The following is a 20,528-nucleotide window of genomic DNA, read 5'->3' as shown; positions in this document are numbered from 1 at the left end:
TCCGTGAAGACGCTGCTGGTGCCGTATTACGAGCATCCCGCCGAACAGCCCGACGCCTGGGACGCCCTGGTCGCTGCCGCACCCCGGATCCACGGCGTGGTGCTCAACCCGGCCAGCGGCCCCGGCGCCGCACCCGACCCGGCGTTCGCGGCCGTCGCGGAGCAGCTGCGCGCGGCCGGGGTCCGCGTCCTCGGCTATGCCGACACCGACTACGCCCGCCGCCCGCACGCCGCCGTCGTACGGGATCTGCTGCTCCACCGCGACTGGTACGGCACGGACGGGGCCTTCCTCGACCAGGCGTCCGCGGACCCCGAAGCGCTGCCTTACTACCGCCGCCTCGCCGTCGCCGCCCGCGCGGCCGGCGCGGAGACCCTCGTCCTCAACCACGGCGTGCACCCGGACCCCGCCTATGCCGAACTCGCCGACCTGCTGGTCACGTTCGAGGGACCGTGGGACAGCTACCGCGGCCTCGCCGTCCCGCTCTGGACCGCCGCCCACCCGCCCGAACGCTTCTGCCATCTCGTGTACGCGGCCCCGCCCGAGGCCCGCGCCTCCGCGGCCGTCCACTGCCTGGTCCCCGGCGCCGGTGCCCACCCGTGGGGCACGCTCCCGCACGCACTGGAGCCGGCCCGTTGAGACGACTGCCGCTGCTGCTCGCGCTGCTCCTTCTCGTACTGACGGGCTGCACCACAGCGCCGGACGACGACCACCCGACCCCCGGGCGCTGGCAGCCCGAGCCCGGCCTGGGCTGGCAGTGGCAGCTCAGCGGCAAGCTGGATCCGACCGTGGATGTGCCTGTGTACGACATCGACGGCTTCGACCACCCCAAGTCCGCCGTCGACGATCTGCACCGCCGCGGCCGCAAGGTCATCTGCTATCTCTCCACCGGCGCCTGGGAGGACTTCCGCCCGGACGCGGCGAAGTTCCCCAAGGAGGTCCTCGGTCGCGGCAACGGCTGGGACGGCGAGCGCTGGCTCGACATCCGGCGCACCGACGTCCTCGAACCCCTCATGGCCGCGCGCATCGACATGTGCCGCACCAAGGGCTTCGACGCGGTCGAGCCCGACAACATGGACGCGTACGCCAACCCCACCGGCTTCCGTATCACCGCCGCCGACCAGCTGCGCTACAACCGCCTGATCGCCCGCCTCGCCCACGACCGCGGCCTGGCCGTCGGACTCAAGAACGACCTGGACCAGATCCCGCAGCTGGTGGGTGACTTCGACTTCGCGGTCAACGAGCAGTGTGCGGAGCACGACGAGTGCGCGGAGCTGACGCCGTTCATCGAGGCGGACAAGGCGGTCTTCCATGTCGAGTACGAGTTGAAGACCGGGGAGTTCTGCCCCGGGGTGCGGCGCCTCGACCTCAGCTCGATGCTGAAGAAGTACGAGCTGGGGGTCTGGCGCAGGCCCTGCTAGGCCTGTCCGGCCGATCGTGCCGGGCTCGCGTGCCCTGGCACGGTACTTCGCTGCGTTGTCGTCGGTCGCCGACGCTCCGCGTCGGCTCTCCACCTGCCTTCGGCGGGGGGACCCCCATCCTCATGCCTTGCGATGCTCCCCCGTAGCCCTTCGGGCACGGGAGGTGCCCCCATCGCCAGACCCGCTCATTGATCCGGCCCGATCGACCGGACAGGACCTAGCCGAGCACCAGCGCTACGAGCGAGGCCGTCGCCGCCGTCTCGGCGAGCGCGCCGAACACATCCCCGGTCACCCCGCCGAAGCGGCGTACACAGTGGTGCAGCAGGAGTTGGGCCGCGCCCAGTCCTGCCAGGACCGCGAGCGCCTGGTGCAGCACCCCGCCGTATCCGCCGAGGAGCGCGCCCGCGGCCGCGCAGAGGGCGGTGACCAGCGCCGCGACGGCCACCCCTGTGCGTACGGGAACGGTCTCCGCGACCGCAGCGCCCAGGCCCTCCGGGCGGGCCGCCGGGACGCCCGCGCGTGAGGCCAGGGTCAGGGCGAGGCGTGCGGTCACGGCCGAGACGGCCGCACCGACTGCGCCGTGCGCCCAGCTCTGGGCGTACAGCTCGGCCACCGCCGCGACCTGGGCGAGCAGCACGAACAGCAGCGTGATGACCCCGAATGGCCCGATGTCCGACTGCTTCATGATCCGCAGCGCGTCCTCGGCGGGCTTGCCGCTGCCGAGACCGTCGGCGGTGTCGGCGAGGCCGTCCAGATGCAGGCCGCGGGTGAGCGCCGCGGGGACGGCGACCGTGGCCACCGCGGCGAGCAGCGGGCCCGAGCCCAGCAGTGCCGGCAATCCGCCGACGCCCGCCGCGAACAGGCCCACGACCAGACCGGCCAGCGGAGCGCACAGCATCCCGGCGCGTGCCGCGTCCCGGTCCCATCGGGAGACGCGGACCGGAAGGACGGTCAGGGTGCCGAAGGCGAAACGTATACCGGCCGAAAGGATCACCGGCGAAGGGTAGCCCGGCCCGACTGAAGGTAAATTGCGCGAGAGGCACAAATCGGGAGCGGGTGGCATGGGTCACTGGTTTAGCCGCAACATCACAGAGCCGGGAAAGCTCCCGATGCTGCTCGCGCTGACCTCCTTCGTGCTCACCTTTCTGATCACCCGCATGGTCGTCCGGCTGATCAGGGCAGGGCGCGGGCCGTTCAAGAACGTCACGCCGGGCGGTATGCACATCCACCACGTGGTCCCCGGCATCATCCTCATCGTCGTCGGCGGCTTCGGGGCGGTCGGCAGCAGCAGGTGGGGCGTTGCCGCCGCGGTCTGCGCAGTCGTCTTCGGCATGGGGGCGGGCCTCGTCCTGGACGAGTTCGCGCTGATCCTGCACCTCGACGACGTCTACTGGAGCGAGCAGGGCCGCCAGAGCGTGGAGGTCGTGGTGCTCGCCGCGGCCCTGGCGGGGCTGGTCCTCAGCGGCTTCTCGCCGCTCGGCGTCAATGAGATGACCCCCGACGAGCGACAGAACCGCGCCTCGCTGATCGTGACGCTGATGATCAACTTCCTCCTGGTGCTCATGACCCTGTTCAAGGGGAAGCCACGGATGGCCCTCATCAGCGTGCTGGTGCCGTTCGTCGCGATGTTCGGGGCGGTACGTCTTGCCCGGCCCGGCTCGCCCTGGGCACGGCGCTTCTACCGCAAGCGGCCCAAGGCCCGCGCCAGGGCCCGGCTGCGCTCCTTCCACCACGACCGCCGCTGGGACCGGCCGCGGCGCAAGTTTCAGGATCTGATCGGCGGCGCACCCGACCGGCCCGACGTGCGCGAGAGCTGAATCCTGCGCCGCCGCCTTCGCCGTCGCAGCGCCGAAATCCCGATCACCGTGAACACGGCCACGATCGCCGCCAGATGCTCCTTGCCCGCGAGGTTGTTCTTGACCAGCACCTCGACGATCATCGCCACGACCACGATCGCGGCCGTGAACCAGGCCCGGTAGCGCCAGCAGACGAAGAGCGCGAGACCGATGACGGCCGCGGACGGGCCGGTGTCGACGACCTGGGCGTCCGACGCGGGCAGCCCGAGGATGTGGTCGGGGCCGAGCGAGACGCCGATCCGTGCGCAAGTCGTCCCCGCCAGGGTCGAGACGTACGCGATGACCAGCGTCCGCCACTTGCCGAGGCAGATCTCCGCGATCCCGAACACCAGCAGCACCTGTGCCAGCGCGCCCCACACCGGAAGATCCAGCGCGGGCACGAACAGCGACAGCGGGGTGCGCAGCAGGGCCACCCACAGCGGGTCATCGGCCTTGACGAAGCCGATGTCGCGGACCGGGCCGAGGCCCCAGGACTGGTTCTGCACCAACTGGAAGAACGCGGTGAGGCAGACGGCCCCGAGTGTCATCGGAATGGCGCGGCACTTCTCGGTGACGACCGCATGCCGCAGGGTCGCGTACAGAGGCCCCCACTCGCGGCGCGCGAACGCGCTCACTGTGTTCAACGCTTGGTCTCGAGGTGTCTGCGGTGCATCCACTTGGGCAGACCGGGCGCCTCCAGGAAGCCCTCGGCGCGGCCCGCCGCGATCCCGATGCGCAGCAGGTCGGCGCTCTTTTCGAAGAGCATGAAACGGGGCTCCCAGATCGGCCGGTACTTGGCGTTGGCCCGGTAGAGCGACTCGATCTGCCACCAGCGGGAGAAGAAGCTGAGGAGCGAGCGCCACAGTCTCAGCACCGGACCGGCGCCGAGCTTCGAGCCGCGTTCGAAGACCGACCTGAACATCGCGAAGTTCAACGAGACCTGTGTGATCCCGATCTCCTTCGAGCGCTCGAGGAGTTCGATGGCCATGAACTCCATCAGGCCGTTCTCGGAGTCACGGTCACGCCGCATGAGATCGAGCGAGAGCCCCTTGGGGCCCCAGGGCACAAAGCTCAGCACCGCACGCAGTGCGCCTTCGCCGTCCGTGCACTCGAGCATGACGCAGCGGCCGTCACCCGGATCGCCGAGCCGCCCGAGCGCCATCGAGAAACCGCGCTCGGTCGCCCCGTCGCGCCAGTCGTCGGCGCGCCTGAGCAGGACGTCCATCTCCTCGGGCGGGATCTCCTCGTGGCGGCGGATGCGCACTTCGTACCCGGCGCGCCCGACCCGGTTGTAGGCCTGGCGCACGGTGCGCATCGCGCGCCCGTCCAGGGTGAAGTCGTCGGTCTCGACGATCGCCTCGTCGCCCAGTTCCAGGGCGTCCAGGCCGTGCCGCGCATAGATGGTGCCCGCTTCCTCGCTCGCGCCCATCACCGCGGGGATCCAGCCGTGTTCGCGCGCCTCGGTCAGCCACGGGTCGATCGCGCCGGGCCAGGCCTCCGGGTCGCCGATGGGGTCGCCGGACGCGAGCGAGACCCCGCCGACGACCCGGTAGACGACGGCGGCCTTCCCGGTCGGGGACCAGACCACGCTCTTCTCGCGGCGCAGCGAGAAGTAGCCGAGCGAGTCCCGGTCGCCGTGCCGCTGCAGCAGGACGCGCAGCCGCTCCTCGTCGTCCTCGGTGAGCGGGTCGACGGCCCGGCGCGAGCGGAAGGCCGCGTACAGAACGGCGAGCAGGAGCAGCGTGGACAGGACGTTGATGGTGACATTCACCCAGCCGGGCGTGGCGATCCCGGCGAAGCGGGAGTCGTCGGCGGCGAGCGAGACCAGTCGCATCACGCCGTAGCGCCAGCGCTCCAGGAAGGTGGAGTGGTTGGCGGAGGTGTTGGTGACGGTGACGAGGACTGCGGCGAGCAGCGAGGTGACCAGCAGCCCGCCGACCGCGACGGCCGCGGCCAGCCTGGGGTTGGAGCGGTCGCCCTTCGCGTAGAACTCCCGCCGCCCGAGCACCAGGGCGAGCACGAAGGCGGCCGTCAGGACCAGCGAGATCCAGTTCTGCGCGTGCTCGCGGATCTCGGGGTCGACGGCGATCGCGAGGACGAAGAGCAACAGAAAGAGCCCCGCAAGGACGAGGTTGAGGATCCACGCGGCCCGCTTGCGCCGGCGCATGGTGATCGCCAGGAAGAGCGTGAAGGCTCCGGAGGCGAAGCCCGCGGTCAGCAGATACGGCGTGAAGAAGTCATCGATGTTGTGGCGCCGCAGATCCTGCCCGAGAGAGACCCATACGGCGCTAAGGAGATTGATGAACGTCACGGCGCGCAGATACCAGACGGCGAACGCCGCGCTGCGCCGTGAGCGGTCGATGCTGCGGCTCGTGCTTCGGCTCGCCTCTACGCTGGACAAACGGACCTCTCCCATGAAACGCGATGATATGGGGCATCACGCGCCAAGATGGGCGAGGCTGCGGCCGCCTGTGGCGGCCGCAGCCTGCGCGTCAGTCCGTGTCGCTCTCCACCGGCTCGGCCGGTTCTTCCGGCTCAACCGGCGCCGTACGCTCCGGCAGTTCGGCCGCGAGCGCGGCAGACGCCTGCACGAGGGGGAGTGCGAGCAATGCCCCGGTTCCTTCCCCCACAGTGACGCCCTGATCGAGGAGCGGGTTGAGCGCCATCCGGTCCAGCGCCTTCGACTGCGCCGGTTCGCCGCTCACCTGGCCCGCGAGCCACCAGTCCGGAGCGCGGAACGCAGCACGCTGTCCGACCAGCGCACACGCCGCCGACACGACCCCGTCGAGGATCACCGGCATCCGGCGTACGGCGCTCTGCAGCAGGAAGCCGGTCGTCGCCGCCAGATCCGCGCCCCCCACCGCCGCCAGCAGCTCCAGCTGATCCCCGAGCACCGGCCGGGCGCGCCGCAGCGCGTCGCGGACCGCCGCGCACTTGCGCATCCACGCCAGATCGTCGATGCCCGCCCCGCCGCGGCCGGTCACCACCGAGGCGTCGGTGCCGCACAGCGCGGCGATCAGCGTCGACGCGGGCGTGGTGCCGCCGACGCTCAGATCGCCGAGCACGACCAGATCGGTGCCGGAGTCGGCCTCCTCGTCGGCGATCGCCATGCCCAGGCGTACGGCGGCCTCGGCCTCCTCGATCGTCAGCGCGTCCTCGACGTCGATCCGTCCGCTGCCGCGCCGCACCCGGTGGCGTACGACCTCCTCGGGCAGCAGCTCCGGGTCGCAGTCCAGGCCGGCGTCGACGATCCGCACTGGCACACCCATGCGGCGGGCCAGCACGGCGACCGGGCTCGCGCCCTCCAGCGTGGCGCGCACGAGCTTGTGCGCGGAGCCGGACTCCCGCCCGGAGACGCCCAGTTGGGCGACCCCGTGATCACCGGCGAACAGCACCACACGCGGCTGCACGATGGCCTTGACCGGTACGGAGGCCTGCGCGGCGGAGAGCCACTCGCCCAGCTCGTCGAGCCGCCCGAGGGAACCGGGCGGAACGATCAGCCGCTCCCGGCGTTCCTCGGCGTCACGCCGGATGCCGCTGTCGGGACGCTCGATCAGATCGGAGAAGTCATCGAGATTCAGCCTGCTCATTCGCCGAACAGTACCGGCAGCCATGTCGAGCCTGCGCAGCGCCCGTCAGCTGCGCAGCACGAGGGCCTGGCCTGCGACGACCAGCAGGACCTGCTCGCACTCGTCGGCGAAGGCGGCGTTGAGGCGGCCCAGTTCATCACGGAAGCGGCGGCCCGACGCGGTGGCGGGCACGACCCCGCTGCCGACCTCGTTGGTCACCCCGACGACGGTGCGCGAGGTGGCCCGTACCGCGGCGATCAGTTCGGTGACCCGCTCGCGAAGCGCGCCCTCGCCGCCCGCCTCCCAAGTCGCGTCGTCCCAGGCACCCGCCTTGTCCATCGCGTCGGTCAGCCACAGGGACAGACAGTCGATCAGCAGCGGCGGCCCCTCCTCGACGAGGAGGGGTACGAGATCGCAGGTCTCGGCGGTACGCCAGGAGCCGGGCCTGCGCTCACGGTGCAGCGAGACCCGTGCCGCCCACTCGGCGTCGCCGTCCCGGCTGCCGCCGGTCGCGACGTACAGCACCTCGGGGAAGGTCTCCAGCCTGCGTTCCGCCTCCAGGGACTTGCCCGAGCGGGCGCCGCCGGTGATCAGGGTGCGGCGGGGGAGATCCGATACGGCCTGGTACTCGCCGACGGTCACCGTCGTCCCGTCCGGCACGGCCCGCGCACCCGCGGCTGCGAGCCGCCGGGCCAGCTCGGGGCCGCCGCCGGGGACGTCGTGGTCCAGGTGCACGGCGATGATGTCGGTGGTCGGGCCGATCGCCCCGGACGCGCGCAGCCGGGCGATCGCGTCGGGCCGCCCCACGACATCGCCGACGACCATGTCGTACGCCGCGAGGCCCTCCGCGAGACCCGCGGGCGATCCGCCCGGCGGCAGATACAGCAGCCGCTCGCCCTCCGGCGACGTCACCTCGTACCCCGTGCCCGGGTTGTCCATCGGCACGGCCCGCACCCGGTGCCCGCTGATCAGCGTCAGTTCCCGCCCGTCCGGCACCCGCCCGGCCGCGGGCAGCCCTGCGGGCAGATCGACCGCGGGCCCGTCGTGCGGATGCGTCAGCAGCACCTGCCGTACGCCGACGAGGGAATGCCCCGCCCGCGCGGCGGCCAGGGCGGCACCGGGCGTGAGATCGAGCAGCAGGGCCCCGTCCACGAGCAGCGCGGTGGCGGCCCGCGCCAAGGCCCCGCGCGCGGTGGCACAGACGGCGCACGGACAGTCGGGCCGGGGGAGTCCGGCGGGCGCGCCGGTGCCGAGCAGAGTGAGTTCCACGCATCTGATCCTCCCGCGTCACCGCGGGGCGTGCGCGCCCGGCTACGCTGCGGGCAGCAAAGAGATCAGCTGGTGGCCCCTGGGAGTGGGAGGCGGACATGGCATGGACGTGGCGTTTCGAGAAGTCCGACGGAACGGAGGTCCAGCCGGCGGTGCAGCCGGAGGAGTTCACGACGCAGGGTGACGCGGAGTCCTGGATCGGCGAGTTCTGGAAGGACTTGCTGGAGGGCGGGGCGGACCAGGTGGTGCTGTCGGAGGACGGCACGAAGATCTACGGCCCGATGTCTCTCCAGGCGAACGAGGGGTAACTGGGGCTTCGCGGCTCCGCCTCAATCGCCGGAGGGGCTGAACATTCAGCCCCTCCGGCGATTGAGGAGCGGGGTCCGGGGCGGAGCCCCGGGTCGGGAAGGGGCGGGCAGGGGAAGGCCCGCCGCAGGCGCCCCCCGGCCCCCCGGCTCGGCCCGTCAGACCTCCCCCAGCGTCACCTCCACCCGCACCGACTCCCCATCCCTCACATACGTCACCGCCACCACCCCGCCCGGCTTCTCCACCGCCAGCGCCTCCGCCAGCGACGTGACCGTCAAGGTCTCCGTGGAGCCCACCTTCGTGATGATGTCCCCGGGGCGGATCCCCGCCTTGTCCGCCGCGCCCCCCTTGGCCACCGACACCACCGCCACCCCCGACGGCTGGTAGCTGTCGTCGAGCACTGTGCGGACCGTGATGCCCAGTGCCGCCCGGCCCGAGTCCGTGACCCGGCCGTCCTTGACGATCTGGTCGGCGACCGTCTTCACCATCGAGGCCGGGATCGCGAAGCCGATCCCCGGCGCCGCGGCCTCGCCGATGCTCGGATCCGCCGCCGCCAGCGTCGGGATCCCGATCACCTCGCTGTCCAGATTGACCAGCGCCCCACCGCTGTTGCCCGGGTTGATCGCCGCGGACGTCTGGACCATGTTGGCGATCGTCGCCCCCGTGCCGCCGCCTTGCTCGCTCTCGCTGACTGTGCGGCCGACCGCCGAGACGATGCCCTGGGTGACGCTGCTGGACAGGCCGAGCGGCGAGCCCATCGCCAGCACGATGTGGCCGACCTCGACCTTCGAGGAGTCGCCGAAGGTCGCAGGCTTCAGCCCCGCCGGGATCTTGTCGAGTTGGATGACCGCCAGGTCCTGCTCCGGGAAGGTGGAGACCAGCGTCGCGCCCAACTCCTGCTCGCCCGTCGCAACGGTCACCCTGAACTTCTTCTCCGCGCCCACCACATGCGCGTTGGTGACGACATGGCCCTTGTTGTTGTAGACGATCCCGGAGGCCAGACCACTCCCCGTCTCGATCTGCACGACGGACGGCAGCACATTCCTGATCACGGTCTGGTAGTCGGTCTGCAGATCACTGGTGACCCTCGGCGCCGCCTGCGTCGTCGCCCCCGAATCCTCGGAGGAGCCGCCCGTGCAGCCGCCCACCAGGGCGACCGCACAGACCGCGCAGACCGCAGCGGTCAACGTCAGCACGGCACGACGTCGTACGAGTGATATCTCCATGTCCGGAGTATCACTTTTGTCCGTACGTGGCGGCCTCCGGTAGACCCCCGATCAGGGGGCCGTCGCCAGGAACTGCGTCGCCGCCAGCTCCCCGTACAGCGGATCCGACGCCACCAGCTCTCCGTGCGTCCCCACCGCCCGTACCTTCCCCGCGTCCATCACCACGATCCGGTCCGCCAGCGTCACCGTCGACAGCCGGTGCGCCACCACCAGCACGGTCACATCCCGCGACACCTCGGCGACCACATCGCGCAGCGCCATCTCGTTGACCGCGTCGAGCTGCGAGGTCGCCTCGTCCAGAAGTAGCAGCCGGGGCCGCCGCAGCAGCGCACGCGCGATCGCCACCCGCTGGCGTTCGCCGCCCGAGAGCTTGGAGCCGCGATGCCCAACCACCGTCTCCAGACCGTCCGGCAGCCGGTCCACGAGAGCGTCCAGCCTTGCCCGTACGAGAACGCCCCGGATCTGCTCCTCGCTCGCGTCCGGCGCGGCGAAGACCAGGTTCTCGCGCAGCGTCCCCGACAGCACCGGAGCGTCCTGCTCGACGTAGCCGATCGAGGCCCGCAGATCGGCCAGCGGCCAGTCCCGAACATCCCTGCCGTCCACGATGATCCGGCCGCCGCCCGCCTCGTAGAAGCGCTCGATCAGCCCGAAGACCGTCGTCTTGCCCGCGCCGGACGGGCCGACGAAGGCCGTCATCCCGGCCCCGGGCACCTCGAAGGAGACGCCCTGGTGGACATAGGGGAGATCGTCCCGGTAGCGGAAGGTGACGTCCTTGAAGACGACCGACGCCGGGCCCGTGCCCAGGACGCCCTGCGGCGCCGTCAGAGTCTCCGTCTCCAGCCGCTCCGCCTCCACGATCCGCGCGATCGCCGCCGAGCCCACCTGGTACTGCGAAGCCGCCTCCACCAGCTTCGACACCGGGTCGATCAGATAGAAGAGGAACAGCAGGAAGGCCACGAGCGTCGAGACGGAGATCGCCCCTGACGCGACCCGCGCACCGCCGATCCCCAGCACCGCCAGGAACGACACCTGCACGGCCAGGCCCACCGAGGACCAGGCCGCGGACTGCCACTTCGCGGACCGTACGCCGTGCCGCCACGCTTCACGCGCAGCCTTCGAGACGACCTCCGTCTCGCGCTCCTCGGCGCCGGAGGCCTTGACCGTACGGAAGGCGCCGAAGGCCCGCTCCAGGACGGTGGATATCTCGCCGACCGCCTCCTGCGAACGCTTCGTCGCCTGCGCGATCTTCGGCATCAGCAGCCCGACACAGCCGCCGATCAGCACGATCACGCCCAGAGTGACGCCGAGCAGCACCACGTCCATCAGCCCCATCATCACGATCGTGGCGATGAAGGCGAGCCCGCCGGTCGCCGCCGAGACGATCGACTGGGTGGTGACCGCGCGCAGCAGCGTGGTGTCGGAGGTGACCCGGGACATCAGATCGCCCGGCTGGGTGCGCTCCACCTCCGGCAGCCGCAGGCGCAGCAGCCGCCCGATCAGCGAGCGGCGTGCGGCGAGGACCACGGACTCGGCGGTCCGCTCCAGGATGTACGTGCCCACCGCCTCGATCGCCGTGCCGAGCACCACCAGACCGGTGAGCAGCAGCAGGACGCCGGTGATCGACTCGTCCTGGCCGAGCTTGTCGACCAGGGACTTGGCGGCGAGCGGCTGGGCAAGACCGGTCACCGTGCCCACCAGGGCCAGGGAAGCGCCGAGCGCGACGACCCAGCGGTGCGGGCGGAAGTGTGCGTACAGCGCCCGCCAGGTCTCCCGGGCCGGGAGTCTGACGGGCGGCTTCTCTGTGGACTCTGCGGTGGTCACTTCAGTGAGGACGCGAAAACCGCCAACGTGCCTGACCCGGCGGGGAATTCAGCCGCGTACTCCGCACAGGTGCAGCAGCGCGGCGACCCTGCGGTAGGGCTCCGTGCGCCCTGCCCGGTCCTCCGCTGCCAGCAGCCGGTCCAGCTCGGCGGCGGGCAGCTCGGCGTCGTTCGGCACGTTGTCCGTGCTGTGCCTTCCCGGGGGAAAATCCCCGGACCCCCAGTCGGTGAAGACACGTACGCCGTACCAGGCGTGCAGCGGCGCCGCGATCCCCGCCAGCGTCGCCGTCAGCGCCTCCAGCCGGTCGGCGCGCACCGAAAGCCCGAGCCTGTTGGTGTACGTGTCCGAGTCGAAGGCGTTCAGCGCGCCCGGCCAGTCCCCGGCAAGGCCCGGCCGCATGGCCAGCGCGTCCCCGTTGCGCACCAGCAGGGAGAGCAGGCCCCCGGGTGCCAGCATCCGGGCCAGGCCCGCGAGCATCGCGTCCGGCTCCTGGACATACATCAGCACGCCGTGGCAGAGCACCACGTCGAAGCTGCCGGGCAGGAAGTGCACCCCGGTGTCGCGGCCGTCGCCCTCGATCAGCCGGACCCGCTCGCGGATCCCGGCCGGTTCGGTGACGAGCGACTCACGGGCCGCCTTCAGCATCTCTGCGTCGGACTCCAGGCCGGTCACGGTGTGACCGGCCCGGGCCAGGCGCAGCGCCTGGGTGCCCTGGCCCATGCCGACGTCGAGAATCCGCAGCCGCTGCCCGACCGGGTAGCGGGCGGCTATCTGCTCGTCGAGCTGGCGGGCGACAAGCTCCTGGCGGACGATGTTGCGCAGTCCGCCGAGCCCGGCCAGCCATTCGGCCGAAGCGCCCCCGAATCCGGAGACTTCCGGACTCAGGGCCGCTCTCCGCGCTTGACCTGCGGCTTCGGCAGACGCAGTCGGCGCATCTGGAGCGTACGCATCAGGCCGTAGGCGACCGCGCCGCGCTTGGGCTCGTTCGGGAAGCGCTCGTTCAGCTGCTTCTTCATGCGGAACGCCAGGCCGATCGAGTCGACGACGATCAGCACGATCACACCGAGCCACAGCAGCAGTGCGATGTTCTGCAGCGAGCCGACCCGGACCATGCTCAGGACCAGGATCACCACCGCGAGCGGCAGGAAGAACTCGGCGATGCAGAAGCGGGAGTCGACGAAGTCGCGCACGAACCGGCGGACCGGTCCCTTGTCACGAGCCGGCAGATACCGTTCGTCGCCACTGGCGAGGGCCTCGCGCTGCTTGGCGAGGTCCGCGCGGCGGGCATCCCGCTGGCGCTTCGAGGCCTCCTTGCGGTCGGCCGGCGCGCTGCTGGAGGCACGGCGGCGCTGGGTCTGGGCCTCACTGCGCTTCGGCGTGGGGCGGCCCTTGGGGGCCTCGGGGTCGCGGGGCTGCTTGGAGAGGTCCAGCTGCACCTTGTCGGTGGGGGACTTCTCTTCCTTGGAACGGCTACCAAACACAAAGCCCAAGGGTACGGGGTGGAACGCATGGACCCAACGCCGCTGGGGAACGATCCGGCAACACCGGGCGTCAGTACAGGACAGAAGCCGGCCACAAGCCGGACAGAGCGGACGTTGCCCGCGGTTTCCATGACGGCCACCTACTCCTTGCGCCGGATCGATGCCGTGAGCAGTCGTCCTTGGGGAGGAGCGCATCCGTCCCCGAACAGTGCGGTAATGGATGCAGGGCCCGTACTGTGGGTTCTGTTGGAGTGCTGAAGCTGAGTCCGTCAGAAGGGGGCGCGCGAAGCCCATGAGCGGTGTCATGAAGCGTATGGGGATGATCTTCCGCGCGAAGGCAAACAAGGCCCTTGACCGGGCCGAGGATCCGCGCGAGACCCTCGATTACTCGTACCAGAAGCAGCTGGAACTGCTGCAGAAGGTGCGCCGCGGAGTCGCCGATGTGGCGACCTCCCGCAAGCGGCTGGAATTGCAGCTGAACCAGCTGCAGGGACAGTCGACCAAGCTGGAGGACCAGGGCCGCAAGGCGCTGGCGCTCGGCCGTGAGGACCTGGCGCGCGAAGCGCTGTCCCGCCGTGCCTCGCTCCAGCAGCAGGTCACCGACCTGGAGACCCAGCACCAGACGCTGCAGGGCGAGGAGGAGAAGCTCACTCTCGCGGCCCAGCGGCTGCAGGCCAAGGTCGACGCCTTCCGTACGAAGAAGGAGACCATCAAGGCCACCTACACCGCCGCCCAGGCGCAGACCCGTATCGGCGAGGCCTTCTCGGGCATCTCCGAGGAGATGGGCGACGTCGGCCTGGCGATCCAGCGGGCCGAGGACAAGACCGCGCAGCTGCAGGCCAGGGCCGGTGCGATCGACGAGCTGCTCGCCTCCGGCGCCCTGGACGACCAGTCCGGCATGGCGAAGGACGACATCGCCGCCGAGCTGGACCGCATCTCCGGTGGTACTGATGTAGAGCTGGAGCTGCAGCGGATGAAGGCCGAGCTGGCCGGCGGCCCGAGCGCCTCGCAGCAGGCGATCGAAGGCGGCAATGGCAAGCAGGACGCCGCCCCGCAGCAGAACACCCCGAAGTTCGACAAGCAGTAGGGACTCGTCATGATCGTACGGATCATGGGGGAGGGTCAGCTGGAGGTGGCGGACAGCCACCTCGCCGAACTGAACAAGCTCGACGACGAGCTGCTGGCCGAGATGGAGAGCGGCGACAGCCCCGGCTTCCGCCAGACTCTCCGCGCGCTCCTGGAGAAGGTCCGGGAGCTCGGTGAGCCGCTGCCGGACGACTCCCTGGAGCCGTCCGAGCTGATCCTTCCCGCTCCGGACGCGACTCTCGAAGACGTACGGGAACTGCTCGGCGACGACGGCCTCATCCCGGGCTGACGTCCGCCACTCCAACAGACGGCGTGCCCCGCCCCGGATTGATCCGGAGCGGGGCATTCTGCTGTCTTCTGCTGTGTCCTCGGGTGTACGCGGCTGTCGCGGCACGCCGTACCGTTGCTGGATGTGACCTCACTCGCCACCGGGTTCGCCCGCACCCAGCAATGGCTCCGCGCGCATCCGCTGGCGCTGGACGGCGCGGTGGCCGTGGTCGTGCTGGTCTGTATGGTCGCCGGGTCCTTCGCCGACCCGAACGGGCGGCACGGTCCGCAGTTCGGCGGCCGCACCCCCGAGCTGCGCAGTGTTGTGCTGATGGTCCTGGTGGCCGGGGCGCTCGTCTTCCGCCGCCGCAATCCGATGGCCGTGCTCGTCTTCACCGGTGCGGTGTCGGTCGTCGAGCTGGTGGTGGGGGAGCCGCCGGCACCCGTCGCGATGAGCGCGGTGATCGCGCTCTATACGGTCGCATCGCGCACCGACCGGCCGACCACCTGGCGGGTCGGTCTGCTGACCATGACCGTGCTGACCGGTGCGGCGATGTTCTTCGGCTCGCCCCCCTGGTACACGCAGGAGAACCTCGGCATCTTCGCCTGGACGGGGATGGCGGCGGCAGCGGGCGATGCCGTACGCAGCCGCCGCGCCTTCGTCGACGCGATACGGGAGCGGGCCGAGCGGGCCGAGCGCACCCGCGAGGAGGAGGCCCGCCGCCGAGTCGCCGAGGAGCGGCTGCGGATCGCCCGCGATCTGCACGATGTGGTCGCGCACCACATCGCCCTGGTCAATGTGCAGGCCGGTGTCGCGGCGCATGTCATGGACAAACGCCCCGACCAGGCCAAGGAGGCCCTCGCCCATGTGCGCGAGGCCAGCCGCTCCGCGCTCAACGAGCTGCGTGCCACCGTCGGCCTGCTGCGCCAGTCCGGCGACCCGGAGGCCCCCACCGAACCGGCTCCAGGACTCGACGTCCTCGACGAGCTGGTCCTCACCTTCCGGCAGGCCGGACTGCCGGTCGAGGTGGCCCGCGCCGACGACGGCGTCCGGCTCCCTGCAGCCGTCGACCTCGCGGCGTACCGGATCATCCAGGAGGCGCTGACCAATGTGCAGAAGCACGCGGGCACGGACGCCAAGGCCGAGGTGAGTGTGATCCGGGTCGGCCCGACGCTGGAGGTCACGGTGCTCGACAACGGTGCGGAGCCCGAGGGGCAGACGGACGGCGGCGGCCACGGTCTGCTCGGGATGCGCGAGCGCGTCACGGCACTCGGCGGGACGCTGACCGCGCGCCCGCGCTACGGCGGCGGCTTCCGTGTCCAGGCGATACTTCCCCTCAAGACCCGCACGGGGGAGGACAGATGACGATCAGGGTGCTGCTCGCCGACGACCAGACGCTGCTTCGCAGCGCGTTCCGGGTCCTGGTGGACTCCGAGCCCGACATGGAGGTCGTCGGCGAGGCCGCGGACGGCGCCGAGGCGGTCGCCCTCACCCGCTCGGCCAAGGCCGATGTGGTCCTGATGGACATCCGGATGCCCGGTACGGACGGTCTCGCCGCGACCCGCATGATCAGCTCGGACCCCGAGCTTTCCCATGTACGCGTCGTCATGCTCACCACCTTCGAGGTCGACGAGTACGTCGTGCAGTCGCTGCGGGCCGGGGCCTCGGGCTTCCTCGGCAAGGGGGCGGAGCCGGAAGAACTGCTCAACGCCATCCGGATCGCGGCCGCCGGAGAGGCACTGCTCTCCCCGGTCGCCACCAAAGGCCTGATCGCCAAGTTTCTTGCCCAGGGCGGCGCTTCGGACGACGGGCAGGAGACCCAGGCGTACTCCGAGCGCCTCGCCGCGCTCACCGGACGCGAACGCGAGGTTCTCGTCCTGGTCGGCGGCGGCCACTCCAACGACGAGATCGCCGAGCGTCTCGAGGTCAGCCCGCTGACCGTGAAGACCCATGTGAACCGGGCGATGGCGAAGCTGGGCGCCCGCGACCGGGCCCAATTGGTGGTTATTGCCTACGAATCGGGCCTGGTACGTCCAAGGGTGGAGTGAGCCGGCGGTCCGCCTACTCCAGCTGCGGTATGCGCGGGATAAGGAACTGGACCTGGGATCGACGGTCGGGCCCCTTCGAATGCCTGATCGTATAAGCGGGCAGCTGACTGCGCCCCTCCATGCCCTCAACGTTCCTCCCGCCGCGCACGCCACAGAAGAGAGACCCCATGTCCTGGCTGTCCAGATTCAGCCTGTCGCAACGGGCCCTTGTCGGTCTGATGTCGATCGTCGCGATCGTCTTCGGAGCGATCGCCATCCCGCAGCTCAAGCAGCAGCTGCTGCCCTCCATCGAACTCCCGATGGTGTCGGTGCTCGCCCCCTACCAGGGCGCGTCCCCCGATGTGGTCGAGAAGCAGGTCGTCGAACCGCTCGAGTCCACCATCAAGGCCGTCGACGGCATCAAGGGGATCACCTCCACGGCGAGCGAGGGCAACGCCGTGATCATGGCCAGCTTCGAGTACGGAGACGGCTCCAAGCAGCTCGTCGCCGATGTCCAGCAGGCCGTGAACCGGGCCCGCACCCAGCTGCCCGAGGACGTCGACCCGCAGGTCGTCGCCGGTTCGACGGACGACATCCCGACCGTCGTCCTCGCCGTCACCTCCTCCAAGGACCAGCAGGCGCTGGCCGACCAGCTGGATCGCACCGTCGTCCCGGCGCTCGAGGACATTGCCGGCGTGGGACAGGTCTCGGTCGACGGCGTCCAGGACCTCCAGGTCTCCGTCACCCCCGACGACAGGAAGATCGCGGCGGCGGGCCTGAACACCCCGGCCCTCGGCGAGGCACTCAAGGCGGGCGGCGCGACCATGCCCGCCGGCTCCTTCTCCGAGGACGGCAAGAGCCGCACCGTCCAGGTCGGCGGCGGCTTCACCACACTGAAGCAGATCGAGGACCTGCGGGTGACCCCCCTCAAGGGCAAGCCGGTACGCCTCGGTGACATCGCCACGGTGAAGCAGGAGGAGTCCGAGCGGGTCTCCATCACCCGTACGAACGGCAAGCAGAGCCTCGCCGTCCTCGCCACCATGGACAACGACGGCAGCGCCGTCGCCATCTCCGACGCGGTCAAGGACAAGCTCCCCCAGCTCCGCAAGGACCTGGGCTCCGGCGCCGAACTGACCGTCGTCTCCGACCAGGGCCCCGCCGTCTCCAAGTCGATCTCCGGTCTGACCACCGAGGGCGCGCTCGGCCTGCTCTTCGCGGTCATCGTGATCCTCGTCTTCCTGGCCTCCCTGCGCTCCACCCTGGTCACCGCGGTCTCCATCCCGCTCTCGGTCGTCCTCGCGCTGATCGTGCTGTGGACCCGTGACCTGTCGCTCAACATGCTCACCCTGGGCGCGCTGACCATCGCGATCGGCCGGGTCGTCGACGACTCGATCGTGGTCCTGGAGAACATCAAGCGGCACCTCGGCTACGGCGAGGAGCGCCAGAGCGCGATCATCACCGCGGTCAAGGAGGTGGCCGGAGCGGTCACCGCGTCCACGCTGACGACCGTCGCGGTGTTCCTGCCGATCGGTCTGGTGGGCGGCATGGTCGGCGAGCTGTTCGGCTCGTTCTCGCTGACCGTCACCGCGGCGCTGCTCGCCTCGCTGCTGGTCTCGCTGACCGTTGTGCCGGTGCTGTCGTTCTGGTTCCTGCGCGCGCCGAAGGCCGTACGCGGCATCGACCCGGAGGAGGCCCGGCGCAAGGCAGAGGAGAAGGAGGCGCGCAGCCCGCTGCAGCGGCTGTACGTCCCGGTGCTGCGCTTCGCGACCCGTCGCCGCATCACCAGCGTCGCCCTCGCGCTCCTCGTGCTCGTCGGCACCTTCGGCATGGCGCCCCTGCTCAAGACCAACTTCTTCGACCAGGGCGAGCAGGAGGTCATGTCCGTCAAGCAGGAGCTGGCCCCCGGCACCAGCCTGGAGGCCGCCGACGCCTCCGCGAAGAAGGTCGAGAAGGTCCTCGACGGCATCGACGAGATCAAGGACTACCAGGTCACCGTCGGCTCCTCCGGCTTCATGGCTGCCTTCGGCGGCGGTACGGGCGCCAACCAGGCTTCGTACCAGCTGACGCTGAAGGACGCGGCGTCGTACGAGAAGACCCGCGACCTCATCGACGAGGAGCTCGGCAAGCTCAAGGGCATCGGCGACACGACGATCGCGGCGGGCGACGGCTTCGGCAATCAGGACCTGAGCGTCGTGGTGAAGGCGTCCGACGCGGACACGCTGAAGAAGGCCTCGGAGGCGGTCCGGGCCGAGGTCGCCAAGCTCGACGTCACCGACGTACAGAGCGACCTGGCGCAGAGCATCCCGAGGATCTCGGTCCGGGCCAACGCGAAGGCCGCGGACGCGGGCTTCAACGAGACCACGCTGGGTCTGGCCGTCGGCCAGGCCGTGCGCGGCACCCCCTCGGGCAAGGCGATCCTGGACGACACCGAGCGCGATGTCGTCATCACCTCGGCGAAGCCCGCGAAGACGCTGGCCGAACTGCGCAACCTCTCGCTCGGCGCGGTGAAGCTCGGTGAGATCGCCGATGTGAAGCTGATGCCCGGCCCGGTCTCGATGACCCGGATCGACGGCTCGCGGGCCGCGACGATCACGGCGAAGCCGAAGGGCGACAATACGGGCGCGGTCAGTGCCTCTCTGCAGAGCAAGCTGAAGTCCCTGGACCTCCCGAAGGGCGCGACCGCTTCGATCGGCGGCGTCTCCTCGGACCAGGACGACGCCTTCGCCTCGCTGGGCCTGGCGATGCTGGCGGCGATCGCGATCGTCTTCATGCTGCTCGTGGCGACGTTCCGCAGCCTGGTGCAGCCGCTGATCCTGCTGGTGTCGATCCCGTTCGCGGCGACCGGCGCGCTCGGTCTGCTGATCGTGACCGGTACGCCGATGGGCGTCCCGGCGATGATCGGCATGCTGATGCTCATTGGCATCGTCGTCACCAACGCGATCGTGCTGATCGACCTGATCAACCAGTACCGGGCGCAGGGCCTGGGCGTGGTGGAAGCGGTCGTCGAGGGCGGCCGCCACCGGCTCCGCCCGATCCTGATGACGGCACTGGCGACGATCTGCGCGCTGCTCCCGATGGCGCTGGGTGTCACCGGCGAGGGTGGCTTCATCGCCAAGCCGCTGGCGGTCGTGGTGATCGGCGGTCTGATCACGTCGACGCTGCTGACGCTGCTCCTGGTGCCGACGCTGTACGCGATGGTGGAGCTGCGCAAGGAACGCCGCGCGAAGAAGAAGGCGGCGAAGTGGGCGGCCAAGTCGGGCGCGGCGGACGAGCCGCACTCCGAGAACGTGGAGGAACCGGCTCCGGCCGGCGTGTAACGCGGTCACGGCACCCACCCGGCGGTGGTCCCTTTCGGGGGACCGCCGGGTGTGGTGCTTTTCGGCTTTTCGGGGTAAGGAGAGCCGCATGGCGACATACGTACTCATCCCCGGCGCCGACGGCCGCGCCTGGTACTGGCACCGGGTCGTGCCCGAACTGCGTGCACGGGGCCATGACGTGGTGACCGTCGACCTGCCCCAGGACAACTCGGCGGGACTCGCCGAGTACACCGACGCCGTCGTACGGGCCATCGGCGCCGCCACGGTCGGCGAACTCGTCCTCGTCGCGCAGTCGCTGGCCGGATTCATCGCCCCGCTCGTCTGCGATCGCGCCCCCGTCGACCGGCTGATCCTGGTCAACGCCATGGTCCCGGCACCCGGCGAGACCGCGGGGGATTGGTGGGCCAACACAGGCCAGGCCGAAGCGCGTGCGGCTTTCGCGGCCCAGCAGGGCCGGGACCCGGACGCGGACTTCGACCTGCTGACCGACTTCTTCCACGACGTCCCGCAGGAGGTGACCGACGAGGCCATGGCCCAGGGCGAGGCCGGACCGTCGGAGGCCGTGTTCACCCAGCCCTGGCCGCTGAGCGCATGGCCGGACGTCCCCACCCGCTTCATCCAGGGACGTGAGGACCGGTTCTTCCCGCTGGACTTCCAGCGCCGTATCGCCAAGGAACGACTGGGCATCGCGGTCGAGGAGATGCCGGGCGGACACCTCCTCGCGCTGAGCCGCCCGGCGGAGCTGGCCGAGCTGATCTGCCGGTAGCTCAGCAGAACCAGCCCGGAAAAGGGGGGCGCCCCGGCCGGAGACGGCGAAGTCGACGAGCTCGGCGGGCGCGTTGCGGCCGGTGATCACCACATGCTGGGTGCCGGGGCGGTCGCGCAGCACCTGGATCACCTCTGCG

19 protein-coding genes and 1 pseudogene are annotated in these 20,528 nt (G+C 70.6%); 10 read left to right on the top strand and 10 right to left on the bottom strand.

Going from position 1 to position 20,528, the window contains the following annotated elements:
* Positions 1 to 3 precede the first annotated feature (3 nt).
* Both ABZS64_RS32890 and ABZS64_RS32885 read left to right on the top strand, forming a co-directional pair.
* Positions 4 to 636 (top strand): spherulation-specific family 4 protein, encoded by a 633-nt coding sequence (locus ABZS64_RS32890; RefSeq protein ID WP_355837615.1) that lies wholly within the window; start codon positions 4 to 6, stop codon positions 634 to 636.
* The gene (locus ABZS64_RS32885; protein WP_355837613.1) at positions 633 to 1,418 is read left to right on the top strand and encodes an endo alpha-1,4 polygalactosaminidase; all 786 of its coding nucleotides are present in this window, start codon (positions 633 to 635) and stop codon (positions 1,416 to 1,418) included. Before ABZS64_RS32890 ends, ABZS64_RS32885 begins: the two co-directional genes overlap by 4 nt.
* A gap of 217 nt (positions 1,419 to 1,635) precedes the next feature.
* On the opposite strand, the gene ABZS64_RS32880 is transcribed toward ABZS64_RS32885, so the two are convergent.
* Positions 1,636 to 2,412: an adenosylcobinamide-GDP ribazoletransferase gene (locus tag ABZS64_RS32880; RefSeq protein ID WP_355837611.1), complete on the bottom strand. Its 777-nt coding sequence runs from the start codon at positions 2,410 to 2,412 to the stop codon at positions 1,636 to 1,638.
* Positions 2,413 to 2,479: 67 nt separating this feature from the next.
* Between ABZS64_RS32880 and ABZS64_RS32875 the strand changes: the two genes are divergently transcribed.
* The gene (locus tag ABZS64_RS32875) at positions 2,480 to 3,235 is read left to right on the top strand and encodes a hypothetical protein (RefSeq protein WP_355837609.1); all 756 of its coding nucleotides are present in this window, start codon (positions 2,480 to 2,482) and stop codon (positions 3,233 to 3,235) included.
* Here ABZS64_RS32875 and ABZS64_RS32870 read toward each other — a convergent pair.
* From ABZS64_RS32870 to ABZS64_RS32855, 4 genes are all read right to left on the bottom strand, one after another.
* Complete coding sequence (locus ABZS64_RS32870) at positions 3,184 to 3,897, bottom strand: hypothetical protein (protein WP_355837607.1); 714 nt, start codon at positions 3,895 to 3,897, stop codon at positions 3,184 to 3,186. The genes ABZS64_RS32875 and ABZS64_RS32870 overlap by 52 nt on opposite strands.
* Positions 3,894 to 5,669 carry a phosphatidylglycerol lysyltransferase domain-containing protein gene (locus tag ABZS64_RS32865; RefSeq protein ID WP_355837605.1) on the bottom strand — a complete coding sequence of 592 codons (1,776 nt, stop codon included), beginning with the start codon at positions 5,667 to 5,669 and terminating at the stop codon, positions 3,894 to 3,896. The genes ABZS64_RS32870 and ABZS64_RS32865 overlap by 4 nt, the downstream gene beginning before the upstream one ends.
* 76 nt (positions 5,670 to 5,745) lie before the next feature.
* Positions 5,746 to 6,843 carry a nicotinate-nucleotide--dimethylbenzimidazole phosphoribosyltransferase gene (gene cobT / locus ABZS64_RS32860; RefSeq protein WP_355837603.1) on the bottom strand — a complete coding sequence of 366 codons (1,098 nt, stop codon included), beginning with the start codon at positions 6,841 to 6,843 and terminating at the stop codon, positions 5,746 to 5,748.
* A gap of 45 nt (positions 6,844 to 6,888) precedes the next feature.
* Positions 6,889 to 8,091: a bifunctional adenosylcobinamide kinase/adenosylcobinamide-phosphate guanylyltransferase gene (locus ABZS64_RS32855; protein ID WP_355837601.1), complete on the bottom strand. Its 1,203-nt coding sequence runs from the start codon at positions 8,089 to 8,091 to the stop codon at positions 6,889 to 6,891.
* Positions 8,092 to 8,189: 98 nt separating this feature from the next.
* On the opposite strand from ABZS64_RS32855, the gene ABZS64_RS32850 reads away from it, so the two are divergent.
* Positions 8,190 to 8,399: a hypothetical protein gene (locus ABZS64_RS32850; protein ID WP_355837599.1), complete on the top strand. Its 210-nt coding sequence runs from the start codon at positions 8,190 to 8,192 to the stop codon at positions 8,397 to 8,399.
* Between the two features lie 156 nt (positions 8,400 to 8,555).
* Here the strand turns inward: ABZS64_RS32850 and ABZS64_RS32845 are convergent, their stop codons facing one another.
* From ABZS64_RS32845 to ABZS64_RS32830, 4 genes are read right to left on the bottom strand one after another with little or no spacing between them, the layout of a single operon-like run.
* Positions 8,556 to 9,623: a trypsin-like peptidase domain-containing protein gene (locus ABZS64_RS32845; protein WP_355837598.1), complete on the bottom strand. Its 1,068-nt coding sequence runs from the start codon at positions 9,621 to 9,623 to the stop codon at positions 8,556 to 8,558.
* A gap of 51 nt (positions 9,624 to 9,674) precedes the next feature.
* Positions 9,675 to 11,444 (bottom strand): ABC transporter ATP-binding protein, encoded by a 1,770-nt coding sequence (locus ABZS64_RS32840; protein WP_355837596.1) that lies wholly within the window; start codon positions 11,442 to 11,444, stop codon positions 9,675 to 9,677.
* A 48-nt stretch (positions 11,445 to 11,492) separates the two neighbouring features.
* A complete protein-coding gene (locus ABZS64_RS32835; protein WP_355837655.1) occupies positions 11,493 to 12,284 on the bottom strand; it encodes a methyltransferase domain-containing protein in 792 nt (263 codons plus the stop codon).
* Between the two features lie 41 nt (positions 12,285 to 12,325).
* Positions 12,326 to 12,925, bottom strand: coding sequence for a DUF3043 domain-containing protein (locus ABZS64_RS32830; RefSeq protein WP_355837594.1), 600 nt, complete (start codon positions 12,923 to 12,925; stop codon positions 12,326 to 12,328).
* 292 nt (positions 12,926 to 13,217) lie between these two features.
* Here ABZS64_RS32830 and ABZS64_RS32825 point away from each other — a divergent pair, with 292 nt between their 5' ends.
* The 6 genes from ABZS64_RS32825 (at position 13,218) to ABZS64_RS32800 (ending at position 20,389) form a co-directional block, all read left to right on the top strand.
* Positions 13,218 to 14,012, top strand: a complete 795-nt coding sequence (locus ABZS64_RS32825; protein WP_355837592.1) for a PspA/IM30 family protein — start codon at positions 13,218 to 13,220, stop codon at positions 14,010 to 14,012.
* A 9-nt stretch (positions 14,013 to 14,021) separates the two neighbouring features.
* The gene (locus ABZS64_RS32820; RefSeq protein ID WP_355837590.1) at positions 14,022 to 14,300 is read left to right on the top strand and encodes a hypothetical protein; all 279 of its coding nucleotides are present in this window, start codon (positions 14,022 to 14,024) and stop codon (positions 14,298 to 14,300) included.
* A 123-nt stretch (positions 14,301 to 14,423) separates the two neighbouring features.
* On the top strand, positions 14,424 to 15,644 hold the full coding sequence (locus tag ABZS64_RS32815) for a sensor histidine kinase (RefSeq protein WP_355837588.1): 1,221 nt from the start codon (positions 14,424 to 14,426) through the stop codon (positions 15,642 to 15,644).
* Positions 15,641 to 16,327 (top strand): response regulator transcription factor, encoded by a 687-nt coding sequence (locus ABZS64_RS32810; RefSeq protein ID WP_355837586.1) that lies wholly within the window; start codon positions 15,641 to 15,643, stop codon positions 16,325 to 16,327. The genes ABZS64_RS32815 and ABZS64_RS32810 overlap by 4 nt, the downstream gene beginning before the upstream one ends.
* A gap of 167 nt (positions 16,328 to 16,494) precedes the next feature.
* Complete coding sequence (locus ABZS64_RS32805) at positions 16,495 to 19,623, top strand: efflux RND transporter permease subunit (RefSeq protein ID WP_355837585.1); 3,129 nt, start codon at positions 16,495 to 16,497, stop codon at positions 19,621 to 19,623.
* An 88-nt stretch (positions 19,624 to 19,711) separates the two neighbouring features.
* Positions 19,712 to 20,389 carry an alpha/beta hydrolase gene (locus tag ABZS64_RS32800; RefSeq protein WP_355837583.1) on the top strand — a complete coding sequence of 226 codons (678 nt, stop codon included), beginning with the start codon at positions 19,712 to 19,714 and terminating at the stop codon, positions 20,387 to 20,389.
* Positions 20,390 to 20,443: 54 nt separating this feature from the next.
* Here ABZS64_RS32800 and ABZS64_RS32795 read toward each other — a convergent pair.
* A pseudogene (locus tag ABZS64_RS32795) lies at positions 20,444 to 20,528 on the bottom strand (cob(I)yrinic acid a,c-diamide adenosyltransferase); the annotation flags it as partial.

It is taken from the genome of Streptomyces sp. NPDC005408 (assembly GCF_040606445.1).
GTDB lineage: Bacteria > Actinomycetota > Actinomycetes > Streptomycetales > Streptomycetaceae > Streptomyces.
This window is presented reverse-complemented; position numbering and strand designations above follow the sequence as displayed.